Genomic DNA, 23,692 nt, shown 5'->3' with positions numbered 1-23,692 from the left:
CCATCATGACTAACAACCAAGAAAAACAACTTACCAATATTGAAAATGATGATACATTAACAAACCGACAAGGTCATCCAATCACAAACAATCAAAACATTCGTACGGTCGGGAATCGTGGTCCAGCTACGTTAGAGAACTACGATTTTATTGAAAAAATTAGCCATTTTGACCGGGAAAAGATACCAGAACGCATCGTTCACGCTCGTGGTGCCGGTGCACATGGTTATTTTGAAGCTTATGGTACAGTAGGTGATGAACCAGCTTCTAAATATACAAGAGCGAAGTTATTCCAAGAAAAAGGAAAAAGAACACCAGTGTTTGTTCGTTTTTCAACTGTTGTTCATGGTACACATTCTCCTGAAACCGTTCGCGACCCTCGAGGTTTTGCAGTAAAGTTTTATACTGAGGATGGCAACTGGGATTTAGTTGGAAACAATTTAAAAATCTTCTTTATTCGGGATGCAATGAAATTCCCTGATATGATTCACGCCTTTCGCCCAGACCCAGTGACAAACATACAAGATGCAAAACGATTCTTTGACTTTTGTGCAAATTCTCCTGAAACGTTTCATATGGTAACTCTTGTCTATTCTCCGTGGGGAATTCCTGCTAACTATCGCATGATGCAAGGTTCCGGAGTAAACACATATAAGTGGGTCAACAGCGAAGGAAAAGCAGTTCTTGTCAAATACCATTGGGAACCAAAACAAGGCATTAAAAATTTAACGACAAAAGAAGCGCAAGAAATTCAAGCGAAAAATTTTAACCACGCAACACAAGACTTATACGAAGCAATCGAAAAGGGAGATTACCCTGAGTGGGAACTGTTCGTCCAAATTATGGAGGACGGGCCGCATCCTGAGCTTGATTTTGACCCACTAGATTGTACTAAGCTTTGGCCAAAAGATCAGTTTCCTAGGTTACCGGTTGGTCGATTAGTATTAAATAAAAACCCAGAAAACTATTTTTTAGAAGTTGAACAAGCCGCCTTTGGAACAGGAGTACTCGTAGACGGATTAGATTTTTCAGATGATAAAATGCTCCAAGGAAGAACATTCTCTTATTCTGATACGCAGCGATATCGCCTGGGAGCTAACTATTTGCAATTACCAATAAACGCTCCAAAGAAGCGGGTTGCAACGAATCAAGAAGGCGGATTCATGCGTTATCATAATGATAAAGGCCCAAATCAAAACTTGCATGTAAACTATGAACCTTCAAGCATGGGAGGCTTAAAAGAAGCAGAACAAGTTGGAAAAGAATATACGCCTATGATTGAAGGGAATCTCGTGCGAGAATCGATTGATCGAACAAACGATTTTAAACAGGCTGGAGAAACATACCGTAATTTTGAACAATGGGAAAAAGATGAGCTGATTAACAATCTCGTTAATGACCTATCCATCTGTCCAAAAGATATTCAAGAAAAAATGATTTCTTATGCAAAAGCTGCCGATGAAGAATATGGTAGACGTTTAAGAGAAGGTTTAGAAGCCAAAAATAAAGAAAAACATCATGAAGAAATTGCAGAAGAGTTTCATCCCCTTGGCGCTTACAACGCGAAAAAAGCGGTAGAACAAGCCATTCAAAAAGGAAAAGATACAAAATCTTATTAGGACATTTCCAAAAAAAAATCACCTTTCAATTGTATAGATGATTATTTTTGCCTTTTTTCGTTTCATCAGACGTTTTCCGAGGAGCCCATCTTCACACTCCTCGGAGCTTTGTATTGTTTGGCTCACGTTTTTCACACGGGAAATCTTTTCGACTGTCAATTATTTTTCATCGCAGATAAATTGCGACTAAGCGTGCGCTACAGAGAATCGCGCCTTCATTTCAGATAGCCTATGCTCTTAAAAGAAAGTTTGCTGAATATAACACTAAAAAAAATTAAGCCCATGAATCTAGTTTTTCATGAGCATTTTTTAGAAACCATTATAATGTCTTCCTTGTATTTCGTTTTCCATCATATGAATAGAGAATAGGTTTATTTTCAACAACTGTTTCTAAGTGAACAGAACGGCCCCAAAGTTGATAAATATATGGCAACACATTTTCTAAATAATGAGGGTCTAATTCCATTCCTTCGTAACAATGTTTTAAATACAATTCTCCATTTCTTAAATAATCACCATCTTTTACAACGATGTACGGGAATCCTCCATTCACCCTCATTGAAACTAGTTGATCTCGAATATTTTCATAATCCTTATCGGTAATTTGATACGTATTCCCTTTTTTCTCAAATAAATACATATCTTCTTGATCCACAAGTTCCTTTGTTAAATAATTTCGAATGAAGGAAATATCCGATTCAATTTCTCGCACTTCAAAGATTTTTTCCCGACCTGATCCAGGTTTTACGCCCATCTTTTTCATTTCTTCTGTCGGATTGTCATAACGTCTTTCAATATCTTCAAAGATTTTCAATCCTAAATAGTATGGATTGATTGACGTTCTTGATGGTTGAAGTACACCAGCATTGAGTTTTGCATATTCAATGGTTTCTGCCGTCGTTAAATCTAATTCTCTCATAATTCGTTGGTGCCAGTAGGATGCCCATCCTTCATTCATAATTTTTGTTTCAAGCTGTGGCCAGAAGTATAACATTTCTTCTCGCATCATTGTAAGAATATCCCGTTGCCACTCATCTAACTCTCGGCTGTATTGTTCAATGAACAACAACAAATCCTTTTCCGGCTTCGGTGGGAATTTCTTCTTTTTTATTTTCTTTCGATTTTCTTCTTTTTTCCCTTCTAATTTTTCATCTAAATTCCATAAATCATCATATGGGGTTTGAATAAGGATGCTGCTCTCAACTTCATCTTCTTCCTCTTCGTATATTAAATGTGGACGAACTAAAGAGGGATCAATATGTTCTTGAATGGACAGGACCGCATCTAAAAATTGTTCCACTTCATATTTTCCGTACTCCCTCTCATAGCTAGCAATGCGTTCAGCTGTTGCTGTCATGCTTTCAACCATATCTCTTCTTGTATTAGAAAAGCGAATATTATTTTTAAAGAAATCACAGTGGGCTAATACGTGGGCTACAATTAATTTGTTTTGCGTTAGTGTATTGGACTCTAACAAAAAGGCGTAACAAGGATCCGAATTGATGACAAGTTCATATATTTGACTGAGACCTAAATCATACTGCAATTTCATTTTGTAAAATTGCTTTCCGAAACTCCAGTGGGAAAATCTTGTCGGCATTCCGTATGCACCAATTGTATAGATGATATCCGCAGGGCAGATTTCATAGCGCATAGGGTAAAAATCTAACCCGAATCCAATAGCTATTTCCGTAATTTCATCAATTGCTTTTTGAAGCTCTTTATCCAAGAAAACTCACCTCTCTTTGGAAAATCAAGCATTTGCTTCTTGTTTACGGAACATGCTTTTTAACGCCTCATATACATCGCTTTTTTGACGAATAATATAGTGGCGAAATTTCGGGTTATCGATTTTTTTATACGTATTCATTAAAGTGGAATAACGATTTAAAGCGTTTACTTCCCCATATCCAAACATTTGGGAAACATCCATTAGTTCGTTTACGAGCTTTAAACATTTTTCATTGTCACTGGACATGTTTTCACCATCTGAGAAGTGAACTGGGTAAATATTATATCGACTTGGACTATACTTCATTTTTATAAGTTCAATGGCTTTTGAATAGGCAGATGAACAAATTGTTCCACCACTTTCACCTTTTGTGAAAAATTCCTCTTCTGTCACTACTTTTGCTTCTGTACTGTGGGCAATAAACTCTATTTCAACTTTTTCGTATTTTGAACGTAAAAAGCGAGTCATCCAAAAGAAGAACGTGCGAGCACAATATTTTTCAAAATTCCCCATTGAACCACTCGTATCCATCATCGCTAAAACTACTGCATTCGATTCTGGTTTCACTACTTCGTTCCATGTTTTAAATCGCAAATCTTCATCTGTAATCGGTGCGATTGCTGGTTTCCCTTTTAGGGCATTTCGTTTAAATGCTGAAAGAATGGTGCGTTTTTTATCAATATTTCCCATTAATCCTTTTTTACGAATATCGTTAAATTCAATTTTTTCTGTTGTAATATTCGATATTTCCTTTTGTTGCAAATTTGGTAATTCTAATTCGCTAAATAGGATGTTTTGTACCTCATCAAGACTAACTTCTGCTTCATAGTAATCCTGCCCTGGAAGGTTCCCTGCTTCTTTCCCCTTTCCAGGCCCTAGAGCACCTTGGGAATCCCTTGCAACAATATCACCAATTTTGCTATTCCCTTGCCCTTGACCAACATGTTTAGACTTCCCATAGTTATACCGGATTTTATATTCATCGAGAGAGCGGATTGGAATTTTAATCACTTCACGACCGTTTGACATGATGATGCTTTCTTCACTAATTAAATCTGGTAAATTATTTTTAATAGCTTCTCTAACCTTTTCCATATGACGTTGTTGATCTTGATAACCTTTACGATGTAATGACCAATCTTCTCGAGAAACAATATAGCTTTTATTATCGTTTTTACCCATCTCATCATCACCCATCTTTCATGACTTTCCTTAATCTATCTGGAAAATCACTTTTTTTATCATATGCGGGAGTTTTATGGAATTACCACTTCATTTTGAAAATAAAAAAGTGCTAAGAAAAAATCTTAGCACATAAATTAATAGTTTCTTTCTTCATTATTCATCTGTTCAACAAGCTTCCAACATAACGCAATAATTCATTGGCTGAAGTGGAATTATAACCATATTCATCAATTAACCTAGCAATCACTTCATTGATTTTTTTCAATTGTGCCTCATCAGGAGTTTTTGTAGATGTTGTAATTTTTACTACATCTTTCAAATCAGCAAATAGTTTCTTTTGAATTGCTTCCCTTAATCTCTCATGAGAATTGTAATCGAATTTTTTTCCTTTTCGTGCATAAGCAGAAAGTCGAATGAGAATCTCTTCTCGGAATGCTTTTTTCGCATTTTCTGAAATACCGATCTGTTCTTCAATAGAACGCATTAATTTTTCATCTGGCGGCATTTCTTCTCCTGTTAACGGATCTTTAATTTTATTTTTATTGCAATAGGCTTCCACATTATCTAAATAGTTGTTTAATAATGTTTTTGCTGATTCTTCATAAGAATAAACAAAGGCTTTTTGTACCTCGTTTTTCGCGATTTCATCATACTCCCGTCTTGCGATAGCAATATAGTTCATGTATTTTTCCTTATCTTCTGGCGTAATAGAAGGATGTTGATCTAGTCCATCTTTTAATGATCTTAAAACGTCTAATGCATTAATGGATGGTACTTCCTTGCGAATAATAGCTGATGATATACGGTTAATGACATAACGAGGATCTATGCCTTTCATTCCCTCATTAGGATATTCTTTTTTTAATTCCTCTACATCAACTGAATTAAACCCTTCAACAGTTTCTCCATCATACAACCGCATTTTCTTTACAATATCGATGCCTTGTTTTTTCGGCACTTCAAGTCTCGTTAAAACCGAGAAGATAGCAGCAGCTCTTAACGCATGTGGTGCTATGTGTACATGAGCCATGTCGCTTTCCTTAATCATTTTTTCATAGATTCGCTCTTCTTCACTCACTTTTAAGTTATACGGAATTGGCATCACAATAATTCTTGAATGAAGAGCTTCATTCTTTTTATTTGCAATGAATGAACGATATTCCGTTTCGTTCGTGTGAGCAACAATCAATTCATCTGCGCTGATTAACGCAAACCGGCCAGCTTTGAAGTTTCCTTCTTGAGATAATGATAATAAGTGCCATAGAAACTTCTCATCGAGTTTCAACATTTCTTGAAACTCCATAATTCCTCGGTTTGCTTTGTTTAGTTCTCCGTCAAATCGATATGCACGTGGATCGGATTCCGAACCGTATTCAGCAATTGTTGAAAAATCGATGCTACCTGTTAGATCAGCGATGTCTTGTGACTTTGGATCGGATGGAGTAAACGTTCCAATTCCTACACGTTTATCTTCTGAGAAGAAGATTCGCTCCACCATTACATCTTCAATGCGGCCACCATATTCTTGTTCCAAACGTAATTGATTTAATGGCGATAAACTTCCTTCAATACGTATACCGTATTCTTTATAAAAATCTTCTCGCAAGTGATGAGGGATTAAATGCAGTGGATCTTCATGCATAGGACAACCCTTAATTGCATATACCGCTCCTTCATCGGTGCGAGTATATTTTTCCAATCCGCGTTTTAACAAAGTAACAATTGTTGATTTACCACCGCTGACAGGGCCCATTAAAAGCAAAATCCGTTTTCGAACGTCAAGTCTTTTAGCAGCCGGATGGAAATATTCTTCCACTAAACGTTCAATTGTTGATTCTAATCCAAAGATTTCATTGCTAAAAAACTTATAGATTTTTTGTCCATTTTTTTCCTCAATCCCTGCACTTTTTATCATATTGTAAACTCTGGAATGAGCAGTTTGTGCAACTTCTGGGCGTTTTTTCACTATTTCTAAATACTCAGCAAAGGTACCTTCCCACTTCAGCTTTTCTTCTTCTTCTCTGTACTCTTTCACTTTCTTTAAAATGTCGATAGCGCCTTCCCTCCATTCAGGGCTAATTTATAACATAGTATGATTACGTTTTGTTTATGATACCACTGATTTTTAATTAGCTAGTTTTGGAAACGAACATAATGAGATAGAAAAAAGCTCTCCTAAGAGCACTACTGCTTTAGGAAAGCTTTTGAAGATTGTTCAATAATCATGTTATGTTGTTGCATTATAAATATGAATAAATTTTATTATCCGCCATAATAGAAACCTGTTTCTTTCATTGTTAGCGGATCTCCTTCACGGTGTACACCAGCATTAATCACTTCACCAACGTAAATATAGTGGTCACCTTTTTCAATCTTGTCCACCACTTTACATTCAAAAAAGCTTAATGCATCTTAAAGATTGGACACCCTGTTTCTTCAGTGTAAAATTCGTAACCCGCTAGTTTATTGCCTTCAGGTTGTAATGATTTAAAGAAAGCCGTTACCATATCTTTCTGACCAGTTTCTAAAATATTTACACTAAATACCCCACTTTCAGCAATTTGTTTTTGAGAGCGTGTACCTTCTTTGGCAGCGATGGCAACGAGAGGAGGTTCAAAAGAAGTTTGTGTTAAAAAGTTTCCTGCGAAGCCGTTAACTCCTGAGTCATCTTTCGTTCCAATAATATACAGTCCATATGTGATGCCTCTTAGCGCAGTTCTTTTTGCTTTTGGATCCATTCCAATCCCTCCTATGATTCTTTTTTCTAATTCATATTATACAAACATTAGCAACATTTTTTCCACATTTTAGGACATATATAGCCAGATTACTACTTAAACTAACTTCAATTCCTTAATACAATGAACGGAAATAAAAAGAAAAAAGCTGTCTAGTTTTTAACTTTTCTAGACAGCCCCACATACTACTTTTTACTTTTTCTTTTATATAAGATTCCTAATGTGTTTGGTCCGCAGTGAGTTGAAATGGTACAACCGGCCGTTGTCTCAATAATCTCTTCAAATGATGCATACTGTTCAATTGCCTCTCTTACTTTTTGAACCGTTTCGGGTGAACAATAGGAATGAGTAATAAACACTCTTGAATAATCAATGTCATCATTATTTTCAATCCGGTCTTTTACATAATTAACGATACAGCGATCGAAGTTCCCACGATATTTTTTTCCAACAATCATTTTACCATCTACAACTTCAATGGAAGGTTTAATTCTTAACAATGTAGCACCGAAAGCTTCAATTCCGGAACAGCGTCCGCCTTTTCGTAAGTATTCCATAGTATCAATCACAAAACTTGCATCTACCTTAGGAATAATCTCTTCTAAATGTTTTATGATTTCTTCTGGTTGTGCTCCCTTTTTTGCCATAAGTGCCGCTTCGTAGACAACATGTCCACTTCCAGTAGAAAGGTTGCTTGAATCTACAACGAACACATTATCAAATTGTTCCGATGCAATTTTGGCATTTTGATAGCAAGAGGAAAAACCAGAACCTAAACTAATATGTATCACAGCATCGTAATGCGGTGATAGCTCCTTGAATAAATTTTCATATTCAAATACATTTACCGCAGCCGTTTTACAAGTTTTTCCTTCTTCACTTACATAACGAAAGATATCTTTTGGCGTAATATCAATTCCATCGCGAAAATCTTCCTCGTTAATTAACACATGTAATGGCATTAATGAAATATCTAACTGCTCAATAATTTCAGGAGATAAATCGCAAGTGCTATCGGCTGTTATTTTAATCATACGGCTCACCTCTATTTTCATAATCCCAACAAAATTTCTTCAATTATAACATAATTCTATATTAGAAAAATAATCATTGAGAAATGATCATCAACATTCCGCTGAACTCTTCTTTGTTCTTTATCTGTTCGAAAAGTTTTGAAATATCTTTGAACTCCTTTCTAATGCCTTTTATTTTATGTTTTTTGGAAGTACAATCTCAATAAAGAAATGAATTAAAGCTTTAGCTGATGAATGGCTCAACTATCCCGCTTAGTTGCTCATGTTTTTAAACATGTTCAAAATATTCACAACCCCTTTCTTATCTATAAGGTGCGAGAATAACCCTCGCATCTCTTTTTTTCTAGCTTTTATAACCCTTAATAAGAATTCCTTTTGCCAAATAATTTGATAAACTAAATGAAATGATTTCGTTTGTAAGAAGTTAATGAAAGAGGGATGGTTGTGAGTATAAAGAAGGTATCAATTATCGGTTTAGGTGCATTAGGCATTATGTATGGTCAACATTTTTCTCAAAAACTTCCGAAAGAAAATGTACGAATCATAGCCGATAAAAAACGTATTGAAAAATATCAAACTGAAGGGGTATTTTGCAACGGAGAACGATGTGAATTCCACTTTGTAACACCTGATGAGCATGTAGAACCTGCAGATTTACTTATTTTTACTGTTAAGTTTAACGGTTTAGAAGAAGCCATTCAATCTGTTAAGCACCATGTAGGTGAACATACGATAATCATTTCGGCATTAAATGGCATCATCAGCGAAGAAATGATTGGACAAGTTTACGGCTTTGAAAAGGTACTTTATTGTGTCGCTCAAGGAATGGATGCAGTAAAAATTGATAACAAATTAACATTTGAACATAAAGGAATGCTCGTCTTTGGTGATAGAAAACCAGGAATCCTTAGTGAAAAAACAAAAAGATTAAGCGAATTTTTCAAATCTGTTGAACTTCCACATCAAGTGGATACAAACATGCCCCATCGAATTTGGGGCAAATTCATGCTAAACGTTGGAGTCAATCAAACGGTTGCCGTTTACAATAGCAATTATGGGGAAGTACAAAATGAAGGTGAAGCAAGAAATACGATGATTGCTGCTATGCGAGAAGTTATTGCTATTTCAGATAAAGCTGGTGTTCCATTGACAGAAGATGATTTAAATTACTGGCTTGATGTATTAGATACTCTCAGTCCAGAAGGAAAACCATCAATGGCACAAGATGTCGATGCAAAACGACTAAGCGAAGTTGAATTGTTTGCTGGAACTGTATTAAAACTTGGCAAAAAGTACGGAATTGATACACCGGTAAATAAAATGCTGTATGAAAAGATTAAAGAAATTGAATCTGAATACGTTTATTGATTAGAAATATTCGTGTTATAAGAGAGAGGACTGTGCAAAAGTTGATGACAGTCCTCTCTTTATCATTTCTCATTTGAAATAAGGCTTAGCTATAACACTTTCGATTCATGGAAACTGATAATAGCCAAAATCAATCACTTAATAGTCAAACTAAATTGGATTATAGTCAAATGTGTGAACTTAATTGCCAATCGATTAAATTTCGATTTAGGGAAAACCGATATTAGCCAAAATCAATCACTTAATAGTCAAACTAAAATGGATAATAGTCAAATGTGCGAACTTAATTGCCAATCGTTTCAATTTCGATTCGAGAAAGACCGATATTAGCCAAAATCGATCACTTAATAGTCAAGCTAAAAAAGATATTAGTCAAAGTTTGCAAAATAATAGCCAATATGGATAGTTATTATTAGACTATGATTTGCCCATTACCTTCCGCTTCCCATTTCGCTACTTCTTCACGTACAATTGGTGCAACTTCTTTCCCTAACAATTCGATGCATCTCATCACATCTTCATGAGCCATTGAACCAACTGGGCAGTGGAGCATAAAGCGAGTAACTCCAACATTTTTACGCAAGAAAATAATTTTATCTGCTACCGTTTTTACATCGCCACAGTACAATGCTCCTTCTAAACTTCTAGCATAATCAAATGTCGCTTGCGTATATGGTCCCCATCCTCGTTCTCTACCTAAAACATTCATTGCGTATTGGGTTGGAGGGAAGAACTTTTCAACCGCCTCTTCTGTCGTTTCCGCAACAAATCCATGGGAGTGAGATGCTACTTTTAGTTTGGAAATATCATGTCCTGCTTCTTTTGCTGCACGATAATATAACTTCACTAAAGGAGCAAATTGTAATGGACTGCCGCCGATAATCGCTAAACATAAAGGTAAGCCTAACGCACCTGCTCGAGCTACCGATTGAGGCGTTCCACCACTAGCAATCCAAATCGGAACTTCATTTTCTGGTCTTGGGTATACTCCTCGACCATTAATACTTGGACGATGTTTACCGTTCCAATGAATGATTTCTTGTTTCTGTATTTGTAGTAATAAATCTAACTTTTCCTCGAATAATTCATCATAATCCTGTAAGTCATAACCAAATAACGGAAAAGATTCTATGAAAGAACCCCGGCCTGCCATAATTTCTGCACGCCCGTTCGAAATTGCATCCAATGTAGCAAATTGCTGATACACTCTCACTGGATCATCTGAAGATAATACAGTTACTGCGCTCGTTAATTTAATATTTTTTGTTTTCGTTGCGGCCGCAGCAAGCAATACAGCAGGTGATGAACAAGCATAATCTTTTCGATGATGCTCACCTACTCCATAAACATCTAATCCCACTTCATCAGCTAGTTGAATTTCTTCTACAACTTCTCGAAGGCGCTCCGCATGACTTATCACTTTTCCCGTTCTTACATCTGGCGTCGTTTCTACAAATGTCGTTAACCCTATTTCCATCCTCATTCCCTCCACATACAAAAAAGATTATCTCGAAATTGAAATATTTTTCTTTGTAATCATACACAAATATTAGGATGATTATCAAATATTCTGTTTTTAATTCTCATCCTTTTTTAGAATATATTCGGCTCCAAAAGTTAAAAATAATATAAAAAACAAGGAATGAATGTAGATGAAAGAAAGAAAATTTGAAAGCAAAGTAATTGAATTTTTAATGATTTTGATGTTCAGTTTTGGTATTGTTATCACATTATTCAGTTTGATTTCCATGGAACTAAATGTATATGATATTAAATTGTATTTCATGATTTTCATTACTTTGGTAATATTCTACAAGCCTTTTAGAATAGCAAGTTTTCGTTTTATTTTTTATTTAATTAATCGTACATTACATTTAATAAAAACCGTTCACACTGACAACGATCTTTTACAGAAAGAACTTATACAATTGAATAATTTGCCAGAAACGGAGTACATCCATCTATTAAAAAAACTTTTTGAAAAACATCGTTACGTAGCACTTATTACAAAGGACATTGAAACTTTCAATGTGGATCTTATTTTATGGAAAGGTACGAGAAAATATATAGTACAGATTATAAAAGGGGCAAATGCAGTTGACATCCGAAAGGTTCAACAAGTTGCTGTCAATATAAAAACATACAGTGCAGATGGCGCAATGATTATTACAAATCAATCTTTTACACCATCTGCCAAAAAGTTTTCTTCCTTAAACCATATACTTTTAATTGATCACGATGAATTAATAAATATGATGCAGGATGAAAATAAAAAGTTCGTTTTCCAAACCGCATTATATTTATCACAACATAAATAATAATAAGAATTCGCTAGCTAAATTGAAAGGAGCTAGCGAATTTTGCATTCATAAAAAATATTTCAATCATCTACTTCTAATGTTCTTTTTTTACTCGATTCATTAAATACTCAACAAACACTTCATCACGTACTAGATAGGCTTCATACATCCTTTTTAAATATTTTTCTGCTTCTTCAAAACTTGCAAAAGTTGTTTCTATTAATTGTTCTGATTTTTCAATCATCCAAACGCCATCTTTTTGTAATATAAAATAATTGTTATCATCGGCATCAGCATACATCGTACCAAAAGAAGATTCCTTTACATTATACCGATTATATTTCGCATCTTGAGGCATTGGATCAAGCTGAAAAGTATTTTGTACAAATATTTGATATGTTTCCTCTGTTAAGTTACAACCCGCTGCCTTTTGATGTCCTCCTCCGCCATACACTGTTGCGATTTCCGAAACATCCACATGGTCATGAATAGTGCGGAAAGAAATTTTTTTACTTCCCATATTCAATATAGCGATATAGTCAAGATGAGGATGTTCTTTACTTAATTCGTTTCCTAATTCTGAATGATAAGATTCCGCATACACAACTCCAGCAAAATACTCATCATTTTTTATTTGCACTACCTCTCTTTTTTTGCGACGAATATATCGTTCTATCCGATCTTCTTCCATATTCAACAGCTTTTTTTCAAATTCATCAAAATCGAAGTGTTCAGAAGAAGTTAGTCTGTCAATCATCGTTTCTTCAAATTCATCGATGGACACTAAGAAAAACAATGAATTTAAGAAATGGGCTTTATGATTATCGTTTTTTTCCCACTCCCAAGTATCATATTGTCTTACGAGCTTCACAAATTCATCAATTGCCTCTGTTGGCTTTAATAACTCGTTTGCAACTAAAAACTGATAAAATAATGAAGTTGCACTTTCTAGCTTCCCTTCCTCATTTTCGACTAATACCGTTCCCCAATCATATTCATTAAAATGCAACGTTGTTTTATGATGATCAATAAGTTGAATATTTTTATATTGTTTAAAATGTGCATTTAATCTTTTTTCATTTTCTTCACTAGGTGATAAATCTGTAATAAATAAAAAAGTATCAGGCAAATCATTTTCTAAAAAGTATTCAATTTCCCGTTCAAGTGAAGCAATTGAATTATATCGGACTTTTACATCTTGTCCAAAGGCAAGTTTCGCTAAAATGCCACATCCAACTCCATCTAAATCATTGTGGGACAGCAATTTATACATTCTATTTCACCTCAGAAAGTAGTATGGATGCTTTTTATAAAAATAACAGCATTATTATTGCAAAGAAGTTAGAATTCCTTTTAAATTTTCAATTTAACAAAATTTTCGATTGAAAATTCAAAATTTTTCTGCATATTGTATAAAATTCAATCATAAATGATATTTAAATACTTAATTGTTATTGCTTTTCCAAATAAAAGGAGCTACAATTATATACAATTATCCATCGACTTATTTCAATATTGCTTTGAAGTAAGGATAGAGGCGCAAAAACCAAGAGTACACAGTTTGAGGATAATGAGGTCCAATGATAATTGTGGAAAGGGGGATTTGCCGAAGTCTCTAGAAACTCATTTTTCTAGGGGCTGGTTCTGCATTGAATAAGTGTAGGACTGTCATATAGGAAACTATATGGAGGGCTATCTTACGCAAAAAATCTTCCTTTTTGCAACAACGAGGCTCTTCGTTGTTGCTTTTTGCGTTTATAAAGAAATTGCCCTTCTCCATTAAAAAACATTGAAAAGGATGTGGAGAAGAATGAATTTCGGAAGAGTATTAACAGCAATGGTAACGCCATTTGACAAAAATGGTGACGTAGATTTTGAGGCTACGGAAATTCTAATTCAACATTTAATTGCAAACGGTACAGACGGATTAGTGGTATGTGGTACAACTGGAGAATCTCCTACTTTAACAGATGAAGAAAAAGTAGAACTGTTTAAATTTACTGTGAAGACTGTAAATGGTAGAGTTCCTGTAATTGCAGGTACGGGCTCTTATAATACGAGAGCTTCCATTGAGCTTACTAAAAAAGCAGAAGATGCCGGGGTGGATGGCATCATGCTTGTAACTCCATACTACAATAAGCCAAACCAAGAAGGAATGTATGAACACTTTAAAGCAATTGCACAAAATACAAAACTGCCAATTATACTCTATAACATTCCTGGCCGTAGTGTCGTCAATTTATCCGTTGATACGGTAGTTCGTCTTGCGAAAATACCGAATATTGTTGCAATTAAAGAGGCAAGTGGAAATTTAGATGCAATGGCACAAATTATCGAAAACACGCCAAATCATTTCTCACTATATAGCGGGGATGATAGCTTAACATTACCAACATTAGCAATTGGTGGTACAGGAGTAATTTCCGTTGCTTCTCATATTATCGGCAATGAAATGCAATCTATGATTAAAAATTTCTTCATTGGAAATATTCAAGAAGCTGCAAAAGAACATCGAAACCTGTTACCAATTATGAAAGCGATGTTCATTGCACCAAATCCTGCTCCTGTTAAGGCAGCATTAAATATGAAAGGCATAACAGTTGGTGGTGTTCGTCTTCCACTAGTGCCATTAAACGAAGAGCAACAAAAAATGCTAGATTATTTATTAAGAAATACACAATTACAATTGATTTCATAAATATTCTCCTGCCATGAAAATGGCAGGTTTTTATTTTGATAAATAATACTTGGTGGAAAAGTAAATAAAATATTCGATAGGAAAATGAATAGTGATATAATAGCATTTGTGAATTTTAGGCATTTAACTAAATTCATAAGTGCTTATTTTTTTATCTTCAATATGTCACAATTCAACTTTGTTGGAGGATATGATTTTGCTCAATTTACTATTAGCCATTTTAATATTTATCATCACGCTCATACTCGTAATTCGCCAACCAAAAAATATCAATATCGGTTGGTCAGCCTGCTGTGGCGCAATAGTTGCATTGATTGTTGGAGTAGTGGATATTAATGACGTCTTTGAAGTTGTAAACATTACTTGGAATGCGACATTATTATTTATTGCGATTATAATCATTTCCTTAATATTGGATCAAATTGGTTTATTTGAATGGTCTGCACTGCACATGGCTCGCATAGCAAAAGGGAACGGTATTAGAATGTTCATTTACGTTACAGTTCTTGGAGCTTTTGTTTCAGCCTTCTTTTCAAATGATGGTGCAGCATTAATTTTGACCCCTATTGTTCTTGCAATGGTTCGAAATTTAAATTTTAATGAGAAAATGATTTTCCCTTTTATTATGGCTAGTGGTTTTATAGCTGACACTACTTCCCTCCCTTTTTTAATAAGTAACTTAGTAAACGTAATCGCAGCAGATTTTTTTGGAATCAGCTTTATGGAATACTCTTTACGAATGATTATTCCTAATTTCTTTTCATTAATAGCAACCATTATCGTTCTATTTTTATACTTCCAGAAATCTATTCCATCAAAGTATGATGTAATGATGCTAAAAAACCCACGGGAAGTCATACGGGATGAAAAGATGTTTAAATTAGCGTGGCCGGTAATGGCAATTTTATTAACCGGTTATTTTTCAGCTGAATGGATTCATGTACCCGTTAGTATTATTGGTTGGATTATGGCGATATTCTTATTGGCGATGGCTCGAAAAAGTTCAGCAGTCAATACAAAAGCCGTAATAAAAGGAGCGCCATGGAATATTGTATTTTTCTCCATCGGTATGTATTTAGTCGTTTATGGATTAGGAAATGCAGGTTTCACGAAAGGACTAGCCTATGTTATTGAATGGACAGTGCAAGGAGGATTATTCACTACTACGATTGGAATGGGGTATATTGCAGCCTTCTTATCTTCAGTTATGAATAATTTACCTACAATTATGATTGACTCATTAGCAATAGCGGAAACTTCCACGTCAGGTGTAATTCGCGATTCTTTAATTTATGCCAATGTAATCGGCTCAGATTTAGGTCCCAAAATTACACCAATTGGTTCACTTGCTACGCTTGTGTGGCTACATGTACTCTCAAACAAGGGGATTAAAATTTCTTGGGGAGCTTATTTTAAAATGGGGATTATCCTGACACTTCCAATACTATTCTTCACATTAGTTGGTTTATATTTGACGTTATTATTATTTTGATTCTTTATTTTTATATGAGTAAAATTTAATTATAATGGTTACAATAATAACACACCTAAGAACATTTGAACTTAGGTGTGTTTATTATTGCCAATTATTCTGAGTTTCCTTTCAATTGTTGTTGAGCCATTTGCACAAGACGTTTCGTAATTTCTCCACCAACTGAACCATTAGCTCGGGAAGAAGTATCTGGTGAAAGGTTTACGCCAAACTCTTGTGCAATCTCATATTTCATTTGATTCAATGCAGCTTCTGCCCCTGGGAATACTAGTTTGTTAGAACTACGATTTGTCATGTTGTTCACCTCCTTGTGCCATTAGAATGCTCAAGCTATAGCTTTTAATACTTTAGAAATGTAGGGAACATTGAGATTCACTGGAAAAAACAGATTATTTAAGTTGTAACATTATTACAATAGTGTCATATATTCTAATTTTTTCCTCCTAATCAGTATGTTAATATGTTAGTTAGTTAACGTTAACTTTAGGAGGAGCATTTCATGTATAAAATACGAGGGCATCATTTATTTTGCCTTGTTGGCTTTAGAGGTATGGGATATTCTAAAGAATTTGCGGAAAATATGAAGCGCATTCACCAAGAACTTAGGAAAAACCCCAAGACCTTAATTCACATCATCGAGGGCATCGATCAAATTTGCGAAAAATACCCAAACTGCGGAAAATATCATTGTCAAGATGAAAACATCTACATAAGAGATAAACAAATTTTGGAAAAGTTAGGGATACAGATTGGTCAAACTCTCACTTGGGAAGAAATTGAGTCTCGCATACAAAAATTCGCAACTCCTGAAGATATAGATATTCTTTGTGAAAGTTGTACATGGCGTTCCTATGGTGTATGTAAAGCAGGCATCCAAAGAATCTTAAATGGCGAAGGTTTATGGGAAGTAAATAAATAACCATTTATAAAAATCTCCTGGTGAGGAGATTTTTTATTTTATCTAAATATAAATACTATTTACATTTTTCCGAAATAACAAATTTCTTTGGATTTTAAAAATTCGTGCTAAACTATATCTATCTTAAATGTCCTTTTGGTGTAAACATTTGTATTTGTAAGCAAGATTTTAATCTTTGGAGGTTTTTATGAAAAAACTATTTCATACATGGAGTCAAATTAGCTTAGTCAAACGAATTTTAATCGGTTTAATTTTAGGTATTCTTCTAGCTATTACAATACCTGATACTTTCAGTTGGGTATCCATTTTCGGAAACTTGTTTGTCGGTGCATTAAAAGCCGTGGCACCAGTACTTGTATTGGTATTGGTTATTCAAGCAATCGCAAATCATCGAAGCGGAACAAAAACCAATATGAAATTGATTTTAATTCTTTATGCTATCGGTACTTTTTCCGCTGGTGCAATCGGTGTCATTGCCAGCTTCATTTTCCCAACGACACTGACATTAAAAATGAGTGCTGAAGATGTGTCTCCTCCAGAAGGTATTGCAGAAGTTTTTGAAACGTTGCTTTTTAATGTTGTTAGTAATCCGGTAAATGCTCTTATGAATGCAAATTACATTGGCATATTGGCTTGGGCCGTTCTTCTAGGAATTGCGCTTAAGAAAGCAGCAGATTCAACAAAAACCATGATTGACAATCTTTCAGAAGCAATTTCAACAATTGTGAAATGGGTAATTGAATTTGCACCTATTGGTATTATGGGGCTTGTCTTTGATGCGATAGCAACAAGTGGTCTTTCCACATTAGTTGAATACGGAAAATTGCTAATTGTTCTTCTTGGCTGTATGTTCTTTGTTGCATTAGTTATAAACCCGCTCATCACATTTATTTTTACAAAGCAAAATCCATATCCGCTTGTATGGCTTACATTAAAAGAAAGTGCAATTTTTGCGTTCTTTACTCGAAGTTCTGCCGCAAACATTCCAGTCAATTTAGCATTATGTGAAAAATTAGGTTTAAATAAAGATACATATTCTGTATCTATTCCATTAGGTGCCACAATTAATATGGCGGGAGCTGCAATTACAATCTCTGTATTAACGCTTGCAGCTAGTCATACACTAGGAATTGAAGTAGATGTAATGACCGCTATCATCTTAGTAGTACTTTCTGCACTTTCTGCTGCAGGAGCTTCTGGTGTCGCTGGAGGATCATTGCTTTTAATTCCTGTCGCTTGTAGTCTTTTTGGAATTTCCAATGATATTGCTATGCAAGTTGTAGCTGTTGGATTCATTATTGGCGTATTACAAGATTCTTGTGAAACTGCATTAAATTCATCATCCGACGTATTATTTACAGCAACAGCTGAATGGGCAAAAGAGCGTAAATCAAATTAATAATAGAATATGTATAAATTATTAAGGCACTGCTCTCATTTCTTATTACAGAGCAGTGCCTTTAATCAAATTCGTCTATATCACCATATAATTCAACATGTTTTTCCAATTCCTAAGTTGCCTCCCTAAGTAATCTTTTATTATTTTCCAATATCTTAATGACTTGTTGAAGGATTTTTTCTTCTACCATAGGGGTCGAATTAATTTCCTTCCTTATGATTTTGTTTAATTCTAAAATGGTACTAACTTCGAGACGATGCTTTTCAGCTAACTGAAATGCCCGCTCTAACTGACCGGTTATCATCAGCATTCCTCCTATTTTCGTTTTAATTATATTTTATGATGTTTTTTTATTTTTTTCACCTGTAATTAAAAGAATTTTCTTTAATATGAATAAATTATATCAAATTTGTTATAACCATTTAACTCCATTTACCAAATAGTTACAGAAAAGCTGAATACATCTCATAAATTGTAAGAAAATTGAATATAGAAATAGAGTAAATTCGTTTTATAAAGGGGGCCTTTCTTTGTATCGAAAACTAATTGGAATTACATTAACCCCATTGATCTTCTTTGGTGCTCACTCAATTGGTGGAGGTGCAGCAGCCCATGCAAATGAAGAAATTATCCCTGGAGCACATTCTGTAAAAGTTACTTATTTTGATGGACAAGATGATCGTTGGCTCACAACATTGAATCCTGAACAACTTGAAAAAGCTAACCTTTATGGCAACAATATAATAGCTCCCATTTATTGGGGTGACCCAGAAAAGGAAACAGGTTGGTTTCAAATGTATAAACCTGCAAAAATAACAGGCACTCAAGTAACCGGTGCATTTGATGATGCACAATTTGTCATTCGAGTACCTGACCAGTGGAATGGCAAATTAGTCGTTTCAGGCATTCCAGCAACAAGAAATGAAACCTCAACAGATCTTTTATTTAGCGATTTTGTTCTTGAAAAAGGGTATGCTTTTGCAGCGATTGATAAAGGAACTCAAGGCACTGAAGTCGAAGGTGATCCATTGGCAAAAGTGAAAAATGCTTTAGTTGATGAAGATGATTCTGTTCGAGAATGGCATCTTCGTTTTAGACAAATTACTAAAGCTTCACATCAATATTTGATAAACAATTTTAGCGACCGACTTATTAACCCGAATGATGCTTCAAATCCTGCAAGCAAATTAATTCGGCCAGATCATAAAGTGCCGACATATGCCATTGGAATCTCAAATGGAGGTTATGTTGTTCGTTTCGCATTGGAAAATGATAACCCTGAAAAAACCGGAGAACCGCGACTTTTCGATGGCGGTGTAGACTGGGAAGGTGTTCTTTGGACAGAAAAAGCCCCTAATCTCATAAGTTCGTTAGTTTCTGTTGTCAACCATGCAGAAGAAGCCCTTTATGGTAGCGGAAAAGCAAAGGAACAAGCGATAAAAGAATTATTTAAAGCAGGCGTTCCAAAAGGATCTGAAAAATTATGGGTTTATCATGACCAAATATATTGGTTTGTCACGTTAAACATTTATCGTGACCATTTTGATCCAACTGCACCTAATCGGATAGAATGGCCAAATTACTTAAGATTTGATGAGAACGGCTTACGTGATCGATCCTTTGACCATATTTTCAAAAACTATCAGTATAATCAAAGACGAAAATTAATCAAAGATAATATAAAAGAAATCGAAAATACAGGTAAGATTGAAGTCCCGTTAATCAGTATTACAGGATCATTAGATACGCTTATATTCCCAGAAATTCATGCAAAAGGATATGAAAAATTAGTGAAACGAGCGAAAAGAGAACATTTACATCGATTATATATTATAGAAAATGGTAATCATGTAGATGGACTCGTTTGGAATCCAGCAACAGATCCAGACAAAGAACTTCAACCATTGTTGCCGTATGCGCATCAAGCATTTAATTTGTTGGTGGATTGGGTAGAACAAAATATCCAACCACCAGAAAGCAAGACGATTCCTGCTCCTCTTCATAATGAAAAAGTTATCGATATCAAAACAGGTAATGAAATTGAACCGTGCATAAAATAAGAGACCCAAATGATTGGGTCTTTTTTGTACTATTGGAAAAGCACATTTATGTCCTAATAGTGAATAAACTGTACTAATTCAATAACAACTTAAGAAAGGTAAGATCTCTATGGAGAGCGATCGAATAACAGACGGAACCTTTCAAAATTTGAGTCAAAAGAACATGACTTTCGAGCAAGTTTTCGACGCAATTGTACAGTTTATGAGAAAAGAACCAACCGGTAATTTTGTTTTAATGTTTGGAACAGATTCACAAGTATTTAGTAAAGAAACAAAATTTATTACCGGAATTGTCATTCAGCAAAAAGGAAAGGGCGTTTGGGCATGTTTTCGAAAAGTCATTGTCCCAAGGAGAATGACAAACTTACATGAACGTATTTCTTACGAAACCTCTTTAACCGAAGAAGTCGTTTCTTTATTTACAGAAGAAAAAATAGAGCAGTTAATAAATATCGTATTACCTTATGTATATAAAGGAGCTAGCTTCACCATTGAAGGACATATCGATATTGGAAGCGGAAATCGAAACAAAACAAGCGTCTTTGTCAATGAAATGATTGCGAGAATGAACTCCCTTGGAATTGAAGCAAAGATTAAACCAGACTCCTTTGTTGCAAGCACCTATGCGAATCGTTTTACAAAGAAATAACCATACAATGTATTCCTTGAATCATTCTATTATGAATATGATAAAATTGGAAAAAACACATGTGGAGGAATAGATATGTTACAAAATTTCGATGAACTCTTAAGAAAATATGCAAAACTATTAGTGTCAAAAGGAATAAATGTTCAATCTGGTGATTGGGTGAAAATAACAATTTCCGTTGAGCAAGCTCAACTCGCTCGACTTATTACAGAAGAGGCTTACGAATTAGGTGCTGAAAAAGTGATTATCAAATGGAATGATGATGAAATTACTAAATTACATTATCTTCATCAGCCTACAGAAGTACTAACGGACATTCCTCCATATGAAATTGAGGAATCAGAAGACCATGTGTTAAATAAGCGCGTTTCGAGACTTGCCATCCTTTCTAGCGATCCAAGTTTACTTGATTCAGCGGATCCAGCAAAAGTAGCTGCATTCCAAAAAGCAGCTAGTCAAGCCTTCCAAGTTCAACGAAAAGCAACACAAAATAACGATTTGAAATGGACCGTTGCAGCAGCAGCTGGCAGCGCTTGGGCAAATAAAATGTTCCCTCACTTAGAAACTACTGAAGCACAAGTCGATGCTTTATGGAATCAAATTTTTAAAACTTGCCGGGTATATGAGGACGATCCAATTGCTGCATGGGACAAACATATAAGTTTATTAAATGAAAAAGCAACAAAATTAAATGAATACCAATTTGAAGCCCTGCATTTCAAGGCGCCAGGAACTGATTTTAAATTAGGGTTGCCAAAAAATCACATCTGGACAAGTGCAGAAAGTTATAATCCAAAAGGTGAGCAATTTATTGCCAACATGCCAACGGAAGAACTTTTCACAGCACCCGATACTCGCCGCATGGACGGAGTCGTTCGCAGCACGAAACCTTTAAGTTATGCAGGACAATTAATTGAAGGCATTGTAGCTCATTTTAAAGACGGAAAGATTGTGGATATTTCCGCAGAAAAAGGCGATGAAGTTATTAAAAAACTTGTATTTGAAAATGAAGGAGCTACCGGCTTGGGAGAAGTTGCACTTGTACCTGATCCTTCTCCAATTTCCCAATCGGGCGTAACATTCTTCAATACATTATTTGATGAAAATGCTTCAAATCACATCGCGATTGGTTCCGCCTACCCCTCTACAATAGAAGGTGGTACAAAAATGAGCGAAGAAGAATTGCGTGCCCAAGGTTTAAATATTTCAAACGTTCATGTGGACTTTATGATTGGTTCTGCAGAAATGGATATTGATGGAATAACACGAGATGGCTCCATCGTTCCTATTTTCCGCAAAGGCGATTGGGCATTCTAATACAAAAAATGAGACAGGGGAATTTGGGTTTACTCAAGTTCTCCTTTTATTTACTCCATACAATATCCATAGATTTAACTCATTATTCTTGAAATCACCTTTTTGTCAGTATATTGTTTTTATAATGCTTTTCACATTAATTTTGAATACATAGTGGAGGAAATTTAATGCAGCATTTAATCGATATTGGAGTTAATCTATTAGATAAACAATTCCAAAATGATCGAAGTGAAGTTATTGAACGTGCACTTCAAAATGGAGTAGTTCAAATGATTGTTACTGGCACTAGTTTAAGGAACAGTAAACAGGGTTTAGAAATTGCAAAAGAATATCCAAATGTGTTGTTTTCAACTGCCGGTATTCACCCCCACGATGCCAAAACTTTTACTAATAACACAATCGATGAGTTGGAACAATTAGCACAGTATGATGAAGTCGTTGCCATTGGTGAATGCGGTCTAGATTTCAATCGAATGTTTTCTCCCCAAGATATTCAAGAAGAGTGTTTTGAAGCCCATCTACATTTAGCAAGAAAACTTTCGATGCCTCTCTTTTTGCACGAACGTGATGCTCACAATCGTTTTTGCGAAATTTTTGCAAACTTTATGGATATGACCGAAAAATCGGTGGTCCATTGTTTTACAGGGAATAAAGAGCAAGTGAAAAAATACGTATCGATGGGATTCTATATAGGAATCACCGGATGGATTTGTGATGAGCGCAGAGGGCAAGCCTTGCAAGATGCAGTAAAATACATACCACTTGACCGATTATTAATCGAAACAGACGCACCTTACCTTCTTCCTAGGAATATGGAAAATAGACCAAAAAATCGGCGAAATGAACCTTCCTTCTTGCCTCATATCGTAAATGAAATCGCTAAATTTATGGGCGTCAAACCGGAAGTGGTTGCGAAACATGCAACAGAGAATACACGTAAACTTTTCAATTTACCGGAACCTTCATTGGATATTTAGCAAATTCAAATTGATTTAACAAACATGATTGGAATAATCAGTATAATAAGCATCTGTTTTTTAACAAATTAATGAAGATAATCGAGTAGGAGGGAGCGATTAACTCCCGTCCTCTCACACCACCGTACGTACGGTTCCGTATACGGCGGTTCAATTAAGATGATTGACGCAAGTCTTTATAACTTCCGTGAATAGCTGTTCTCTT

Annotated in this window: 19 protein-coding genes, 1 pseudogene and 1 riboswitch; of the genes and pseudogenes, 11 read left to right on the top strand and 9 right to left on the bottom strand. The window is 35.1% G+C overall.

Features of this window, described 5'->3' with window-relative positions; genetic code table 11:
• The first annotated feature begins 5 nt into the window (after window positions 1–5).
• Window positions 6–1,619, top strand: coding sequence for a catalase (locus HF990_RS05990; RefSeq protein ID WP_168412212.1), 1,614 nt, complete (start codon window positions 6–8; stop codon window positions 1,617–1,619).
• A 319-nt stretch (window positions 1,620–1,938) separates the two neighbouring features.
• Here HF990_RS05990 and HF990_RS05985 read toward each other — a convergent pair whose 3' ends face one another.
• The 5 genes and pseudogenes from HF990_RS05985 to HF990_RS05965 all read right to left on the bottom strand — a co-directional run bounded on the left by HF990_RS05985 (window position 1,939) and on the right by HF990_RS05965 (window position 8,308).
• Window positions 1,939–3,348, bottom strand: a complete 1,410-nt coding sequence (locus tag HF990_RS05985; protein ID WP_168412211.1) for a SpoVR family protein — start codon at window positions 3,346–3,348, stop codon at window positions 1,939–1,941.
• A gap of 24 nt (window positions 3,349–3,372) precedes the next feature.
• Window positions 3,373–4,533: a sporulation protein YhbH gene (yhbH, locus tag HF990_RS05980; RefSeq protein ID WP_026019039.1), complete on the bottom strand. Its 1,161-nt coding sequence runs from the start codon at window positions 4,531–4,533 to the stop codon at window positions 3,373–3,375.
• A 160-nt stretch (window positions 4,534–4,693) separates the two neighbouring features.
• A complete protein-coding gene (locus tag HF990_RS05975; RefSeq protein WP_026019040.1) occupies window positions 4,694–6,589 on the bottom strand; it encodes a PrkA family serine protein kinase in 1,896 nt (631 codons plus the stop codon).
• 209 nt (window positions 6,590–6,798) lie between these two features.
• Window positions 6,799–7,274: pseudogene (locus tag HF990_RS05970) on the bottom strand (flavin reductase family protein).
• Between the two features lie 185 nt (window positions 7,275–7,459).
• Entirely contained in the window at window positions 7,460–8,308 is an 849-nt protein-coding gene (locus HF990_RS05965) for a DegV family protein (protein WP_016837930.1), read from the bottom strand.
• 444 nt (window positions 8,309–8,752) lie between these two features.
• Here HF990_RS05965 and HF990_RS05960 point away from each other — a divergent pair, with 444 nt between their 5' ends.
• Entirely contained in the window at window positions 8,753–9,676 is a 924-nt protein-coding gene (locus HF990_RS05960; RefSeq protein ID WP_172597897.1) for a ketopantoate reductase family protein, read from the top strand.
• Window positions 9,677–10,088: 412 nt separating this feature from the next.
• Here HF990_RS05960 and HF990_RS05955 read toward each other — a convergent pair whose 3' ends face one another.
• Window positions 10,089–11,153, bottom strand: coding sequence for an LLM class flavin-dependent oxidoreductase (locus tag HF990_RS05955; protein ID WP_016837932.1), 1,065 nt, complete (start codon window positions 11,151–11,153; stop codon window positions 10,089–10,091).
• A gap of 175 nt (window positions 11,154–11,328) precedes the next feature.
• Between HF990_RS05955 and HF990_RS05950 the strand changes: the two genes are divergently transcribed.
• Window positions 11,329–11,994, top strand: coding sequence for a restriction endonuclease (locus HF990_RS05950; protein ID WP_168412210.1), 666 nt, complete (start codon window positions 11,329–11,331; stop codon window positions 11,992–11,994).
• 76 nt (window positions 11,995–12,070) lie between these two features.
• On the opposite strand, the gene HF990_RS05945 is transcribed toward HF990_RS05950, so the two are convergent.
• Entirely contained in the window at window positions 12,071–13,249 is a 1,179-nt protein-coding gene (locus tag HF990_RS05945; RefSeq protein ID WP_168412209.1) for a DHH family phosphoesterase, read from the bottom strand.
• Window positions 13,250–13,500: 251 nt separating this feature from the next.
• Window positions 13,501–13,679: riboswitch (Lysine riboswitch) on the top strand.
• Between the two features lie 107 nt (window positions 13,680–13,786).
• Between HF990_RS05945 and dapA the strand changes: the two genes are divergently transcribed.
• Entirely contained in the window at window positions 13,787–14,674 is an 888-nt protein-coding gene (gene dapA / locus HF990_RS05940) for a 4-hydroxy-tetrahydrodipicolinate synthase (protein ID WP_016837935.1), read from the top strand.
• A gap of 196 nt (window positions 14,675–14,870) precedes the next feature.
• A complete protein-coding gene (locus HF990_RS05935; RefSeq protein ID WP_016837936.1) occupies window positions 14,871–16,166 on the top strand; it encodes an arsenic transporter in 1,296 nt (431 codons plus the stop codon).
• A 94-nt stretch (window positions 16,167–16,260) separates the two neighbouring features.
• Here the strand turns inward: HF990_RS05935 and HF990_RS05930 are convergent, their stop codons facing one another.
• A complete protein-coding gene (locus HF990_RS05930) occupies window positions 16,261–16,461 on the bottom strand; it encodes an alpha/beta-type small acid-soluble spore protein (RefSeq protein WP_016837937.1) in 201 nt (66 codons plus the stop codon).
• 204 nt (window positions 16,462–16,665) lie between these two features.
• On the opposite strand from HF990_RS05930, the gene HF990_RS05925 reads away from it, so the two are divergent.
• Window positions 16,666–17,085 (top strand): DUF1284 domain-containing protein, encoded by a 420-nt coding sequence (locus HF990_RS05925; protein ID WP_016837938.1) that lies wholly within the window; start codon window positions 16,666–16,668, stop codon window positions 17,083–17,085.
• A gap of 187 nt (window positions 17,086–17,272) precedes the next feature.
• Window positions 17,273–18,484: a serine/threonine transporter SstT gene (gene sstT, locus HF990_RS05920; protein ID WP_016837939.1), complete on the top strand. Its 1,212-nt coding sequence runs from the start codon at window positions 17,273–17,275 to the stop codon at window positions 18,482–18,484.
• A 112-nt stretch (window positions 18,485–18,596) separates the two neighbouring features.
• Here the strand turns inward: sstT and HF990_RS05915 are convergent, their stop codons facing one another.
• Entirely contained in the window at window positions 18,597–18,788 is a 192-nt protein-coding gene (locus HF990_RS05915) for a hypothetical protein (protein ID WP_016837940.1), read from the bottom strand.
• Between the two features lie 226 nt (window positions 18,789–19,014).
• On the opposite strand from HF990_RS05915, the gene HF990_RS05910 reads away from it, so the two are divergent.
• From HF990_RS05910 to HF990_RS05895, 4 genes are all read left to right on the top strand, one after another.
• Window positions 19,015–20,544, top strand: a complete 1,530-nt coding sequence (locus HF990_RS05910; RefSeq protein WP_210730760.1) for an alpha/beta hydrolase — start codon at window positions 19,015–19,017, stop codon at window positions 20,542–20,544.
• A gap of 109 nt (window positions 20,545–20,653) precedes the next feature.
• Window positions 20,654–21,193, top strand: coding sequence for a ribonuclease H-like YkuK family protein (locus HF990_RS05905; RefSeq protein ID WP_016837942.1), 540 nt, complete (start codon window positions 20,654–20,656; stop codon window positions 21,191–21,193).
• Window positions 21,194–21,268: 75 nt separating this feature from the next.
• A complete protein-coding gene (locus tag HF990_RS05900; RefSeq protein WP_168412207.1) occupies window positions 21,269–22,510 on the top strand; it encodes an aminopeptidase in 1,242 nt (413 codons plus the stop codon).
• A gap of 167 nt (window positions 22,511–22,677) precedes the next feature.
• On the top strand, window positions 22,678–23,487 hold the full coding sequence (locus tag HF990_RS05895) for a TatD family hydrolase (protein WP_016837944.1): 810 nt from the start codon (window positions 22,678–22,680) through the stop codon (window positions 23,485–23,487).
• Window positions 23,488–23,692: the final 205 nt, after the last annotated feature.

This window comes from Ureibacillus thermosphaericus (assembly GCF_012396605.1).
Taxonomy (GTDB): Bacteria; Bacillota; Bacilli; order Bacillales_A; family Planococcaceae; genus Ureibacillus; species Ureibacillus thermosphaericus.
Note: the sequence above shows the minus strand (reverse complement) of the source record. Positions and strands in the feature narration are given on the sequence as shown.

Bases quoted from the DNA above. Each gene is read 5' to 3' on its own strand.
- HF990_RS05990 (WP_168412212.1), top strand. From the start codon at position 6: ATGACTAACAACCAAGAAAAACAACTTACCAATATTGAAAATGATGAT.
- yhbH (WP_026019039.1), bottom strand. From the start codon at position 4,533: ATGGGTAAAAACGATAATAAAAGCTATATTGTTTCTCGAGAAGATTGG.
- HF990_RS05965 (WP_016837930.1), bottom strand. From the start codon at position 8,308: ATGATTAAAATAACAGCCGATAGCACTTGCGATTTATCTCCTGAAATT.
- HF990_RS05955 (WP_016837932.1), bottom strand. From the start codon at position 11,153: ATGGAAATAGGGTTAACGACATTTGTAGAAACGACGCCAGATGTAAGA.
- HF990_RS05950 (WP_168412210.1), top strand. From the start codon at position 11,329: ATGAAAGAAAGAAAATTTGAAAGCAAAGTAATTGAATTTTTAATGATT.
- HF990_RS05945 (WP_168412209.1), bottom strand. From the start codon at position 13,249: ATGTATAAATTGCTGTCCCACAATGATTTAGATGGAGTTGGATGTGGC.
- dapA (WP_016837935.1), top strand. From the start codon at position 13,787: ATGAATTTCGGAAGAGTATTAACAGCAATGGTAACGCCATTTGACAAA.
- HF990_RS05930 (WP_016837937.1), bottom strand. From the start codon at position 16,461: ATGACAAATCGTAGTTCTAACAAACTAGTATTCCCAGGGGCAGAAGCT.
- HF990_RS05925 (WP_016837938.1), top strand. From the start codon at position 16,666: ATGTATAAAATACGAGGGCATCATTTATTTTGCCTTGTTGGCTTTAGA.
- sstT (WP_016837939.1), top strand. From the start codon at position 17,273: ATGAAAAAACTATTTCATACATGGAGTCAAATTAGCTTAGTCAAACGA.
- HF990_RS05915 (WP_016837940.1), bottom strand. From the start codon at position 18,788: ATGATAACCGGTCAGTTAGAGCGGGCATTTCAGTTAGCTGAAAAGCAT.
- HF990_RS05905 (WP_016837942.1), top strand. From the start codon at position 20,654: ATGGAGAGCGATCGAATAACAGACGGAACCTTTCAAAATTTGAGTCAA.
- HF990_RS05900 (WP_168412207.1), top strand. From the start codon at position 21,269: ATGTTACAAAATTTCGATGAACTCTTAAGAAAATATGCAAAACTATTA.
- HF990_RS05895 (WP_016837944.1), top strand. From the start codon at position 22,678: ATGCAGCATTTAATCGATATTGGAGTTAATCTATTAGATAAACAATTC.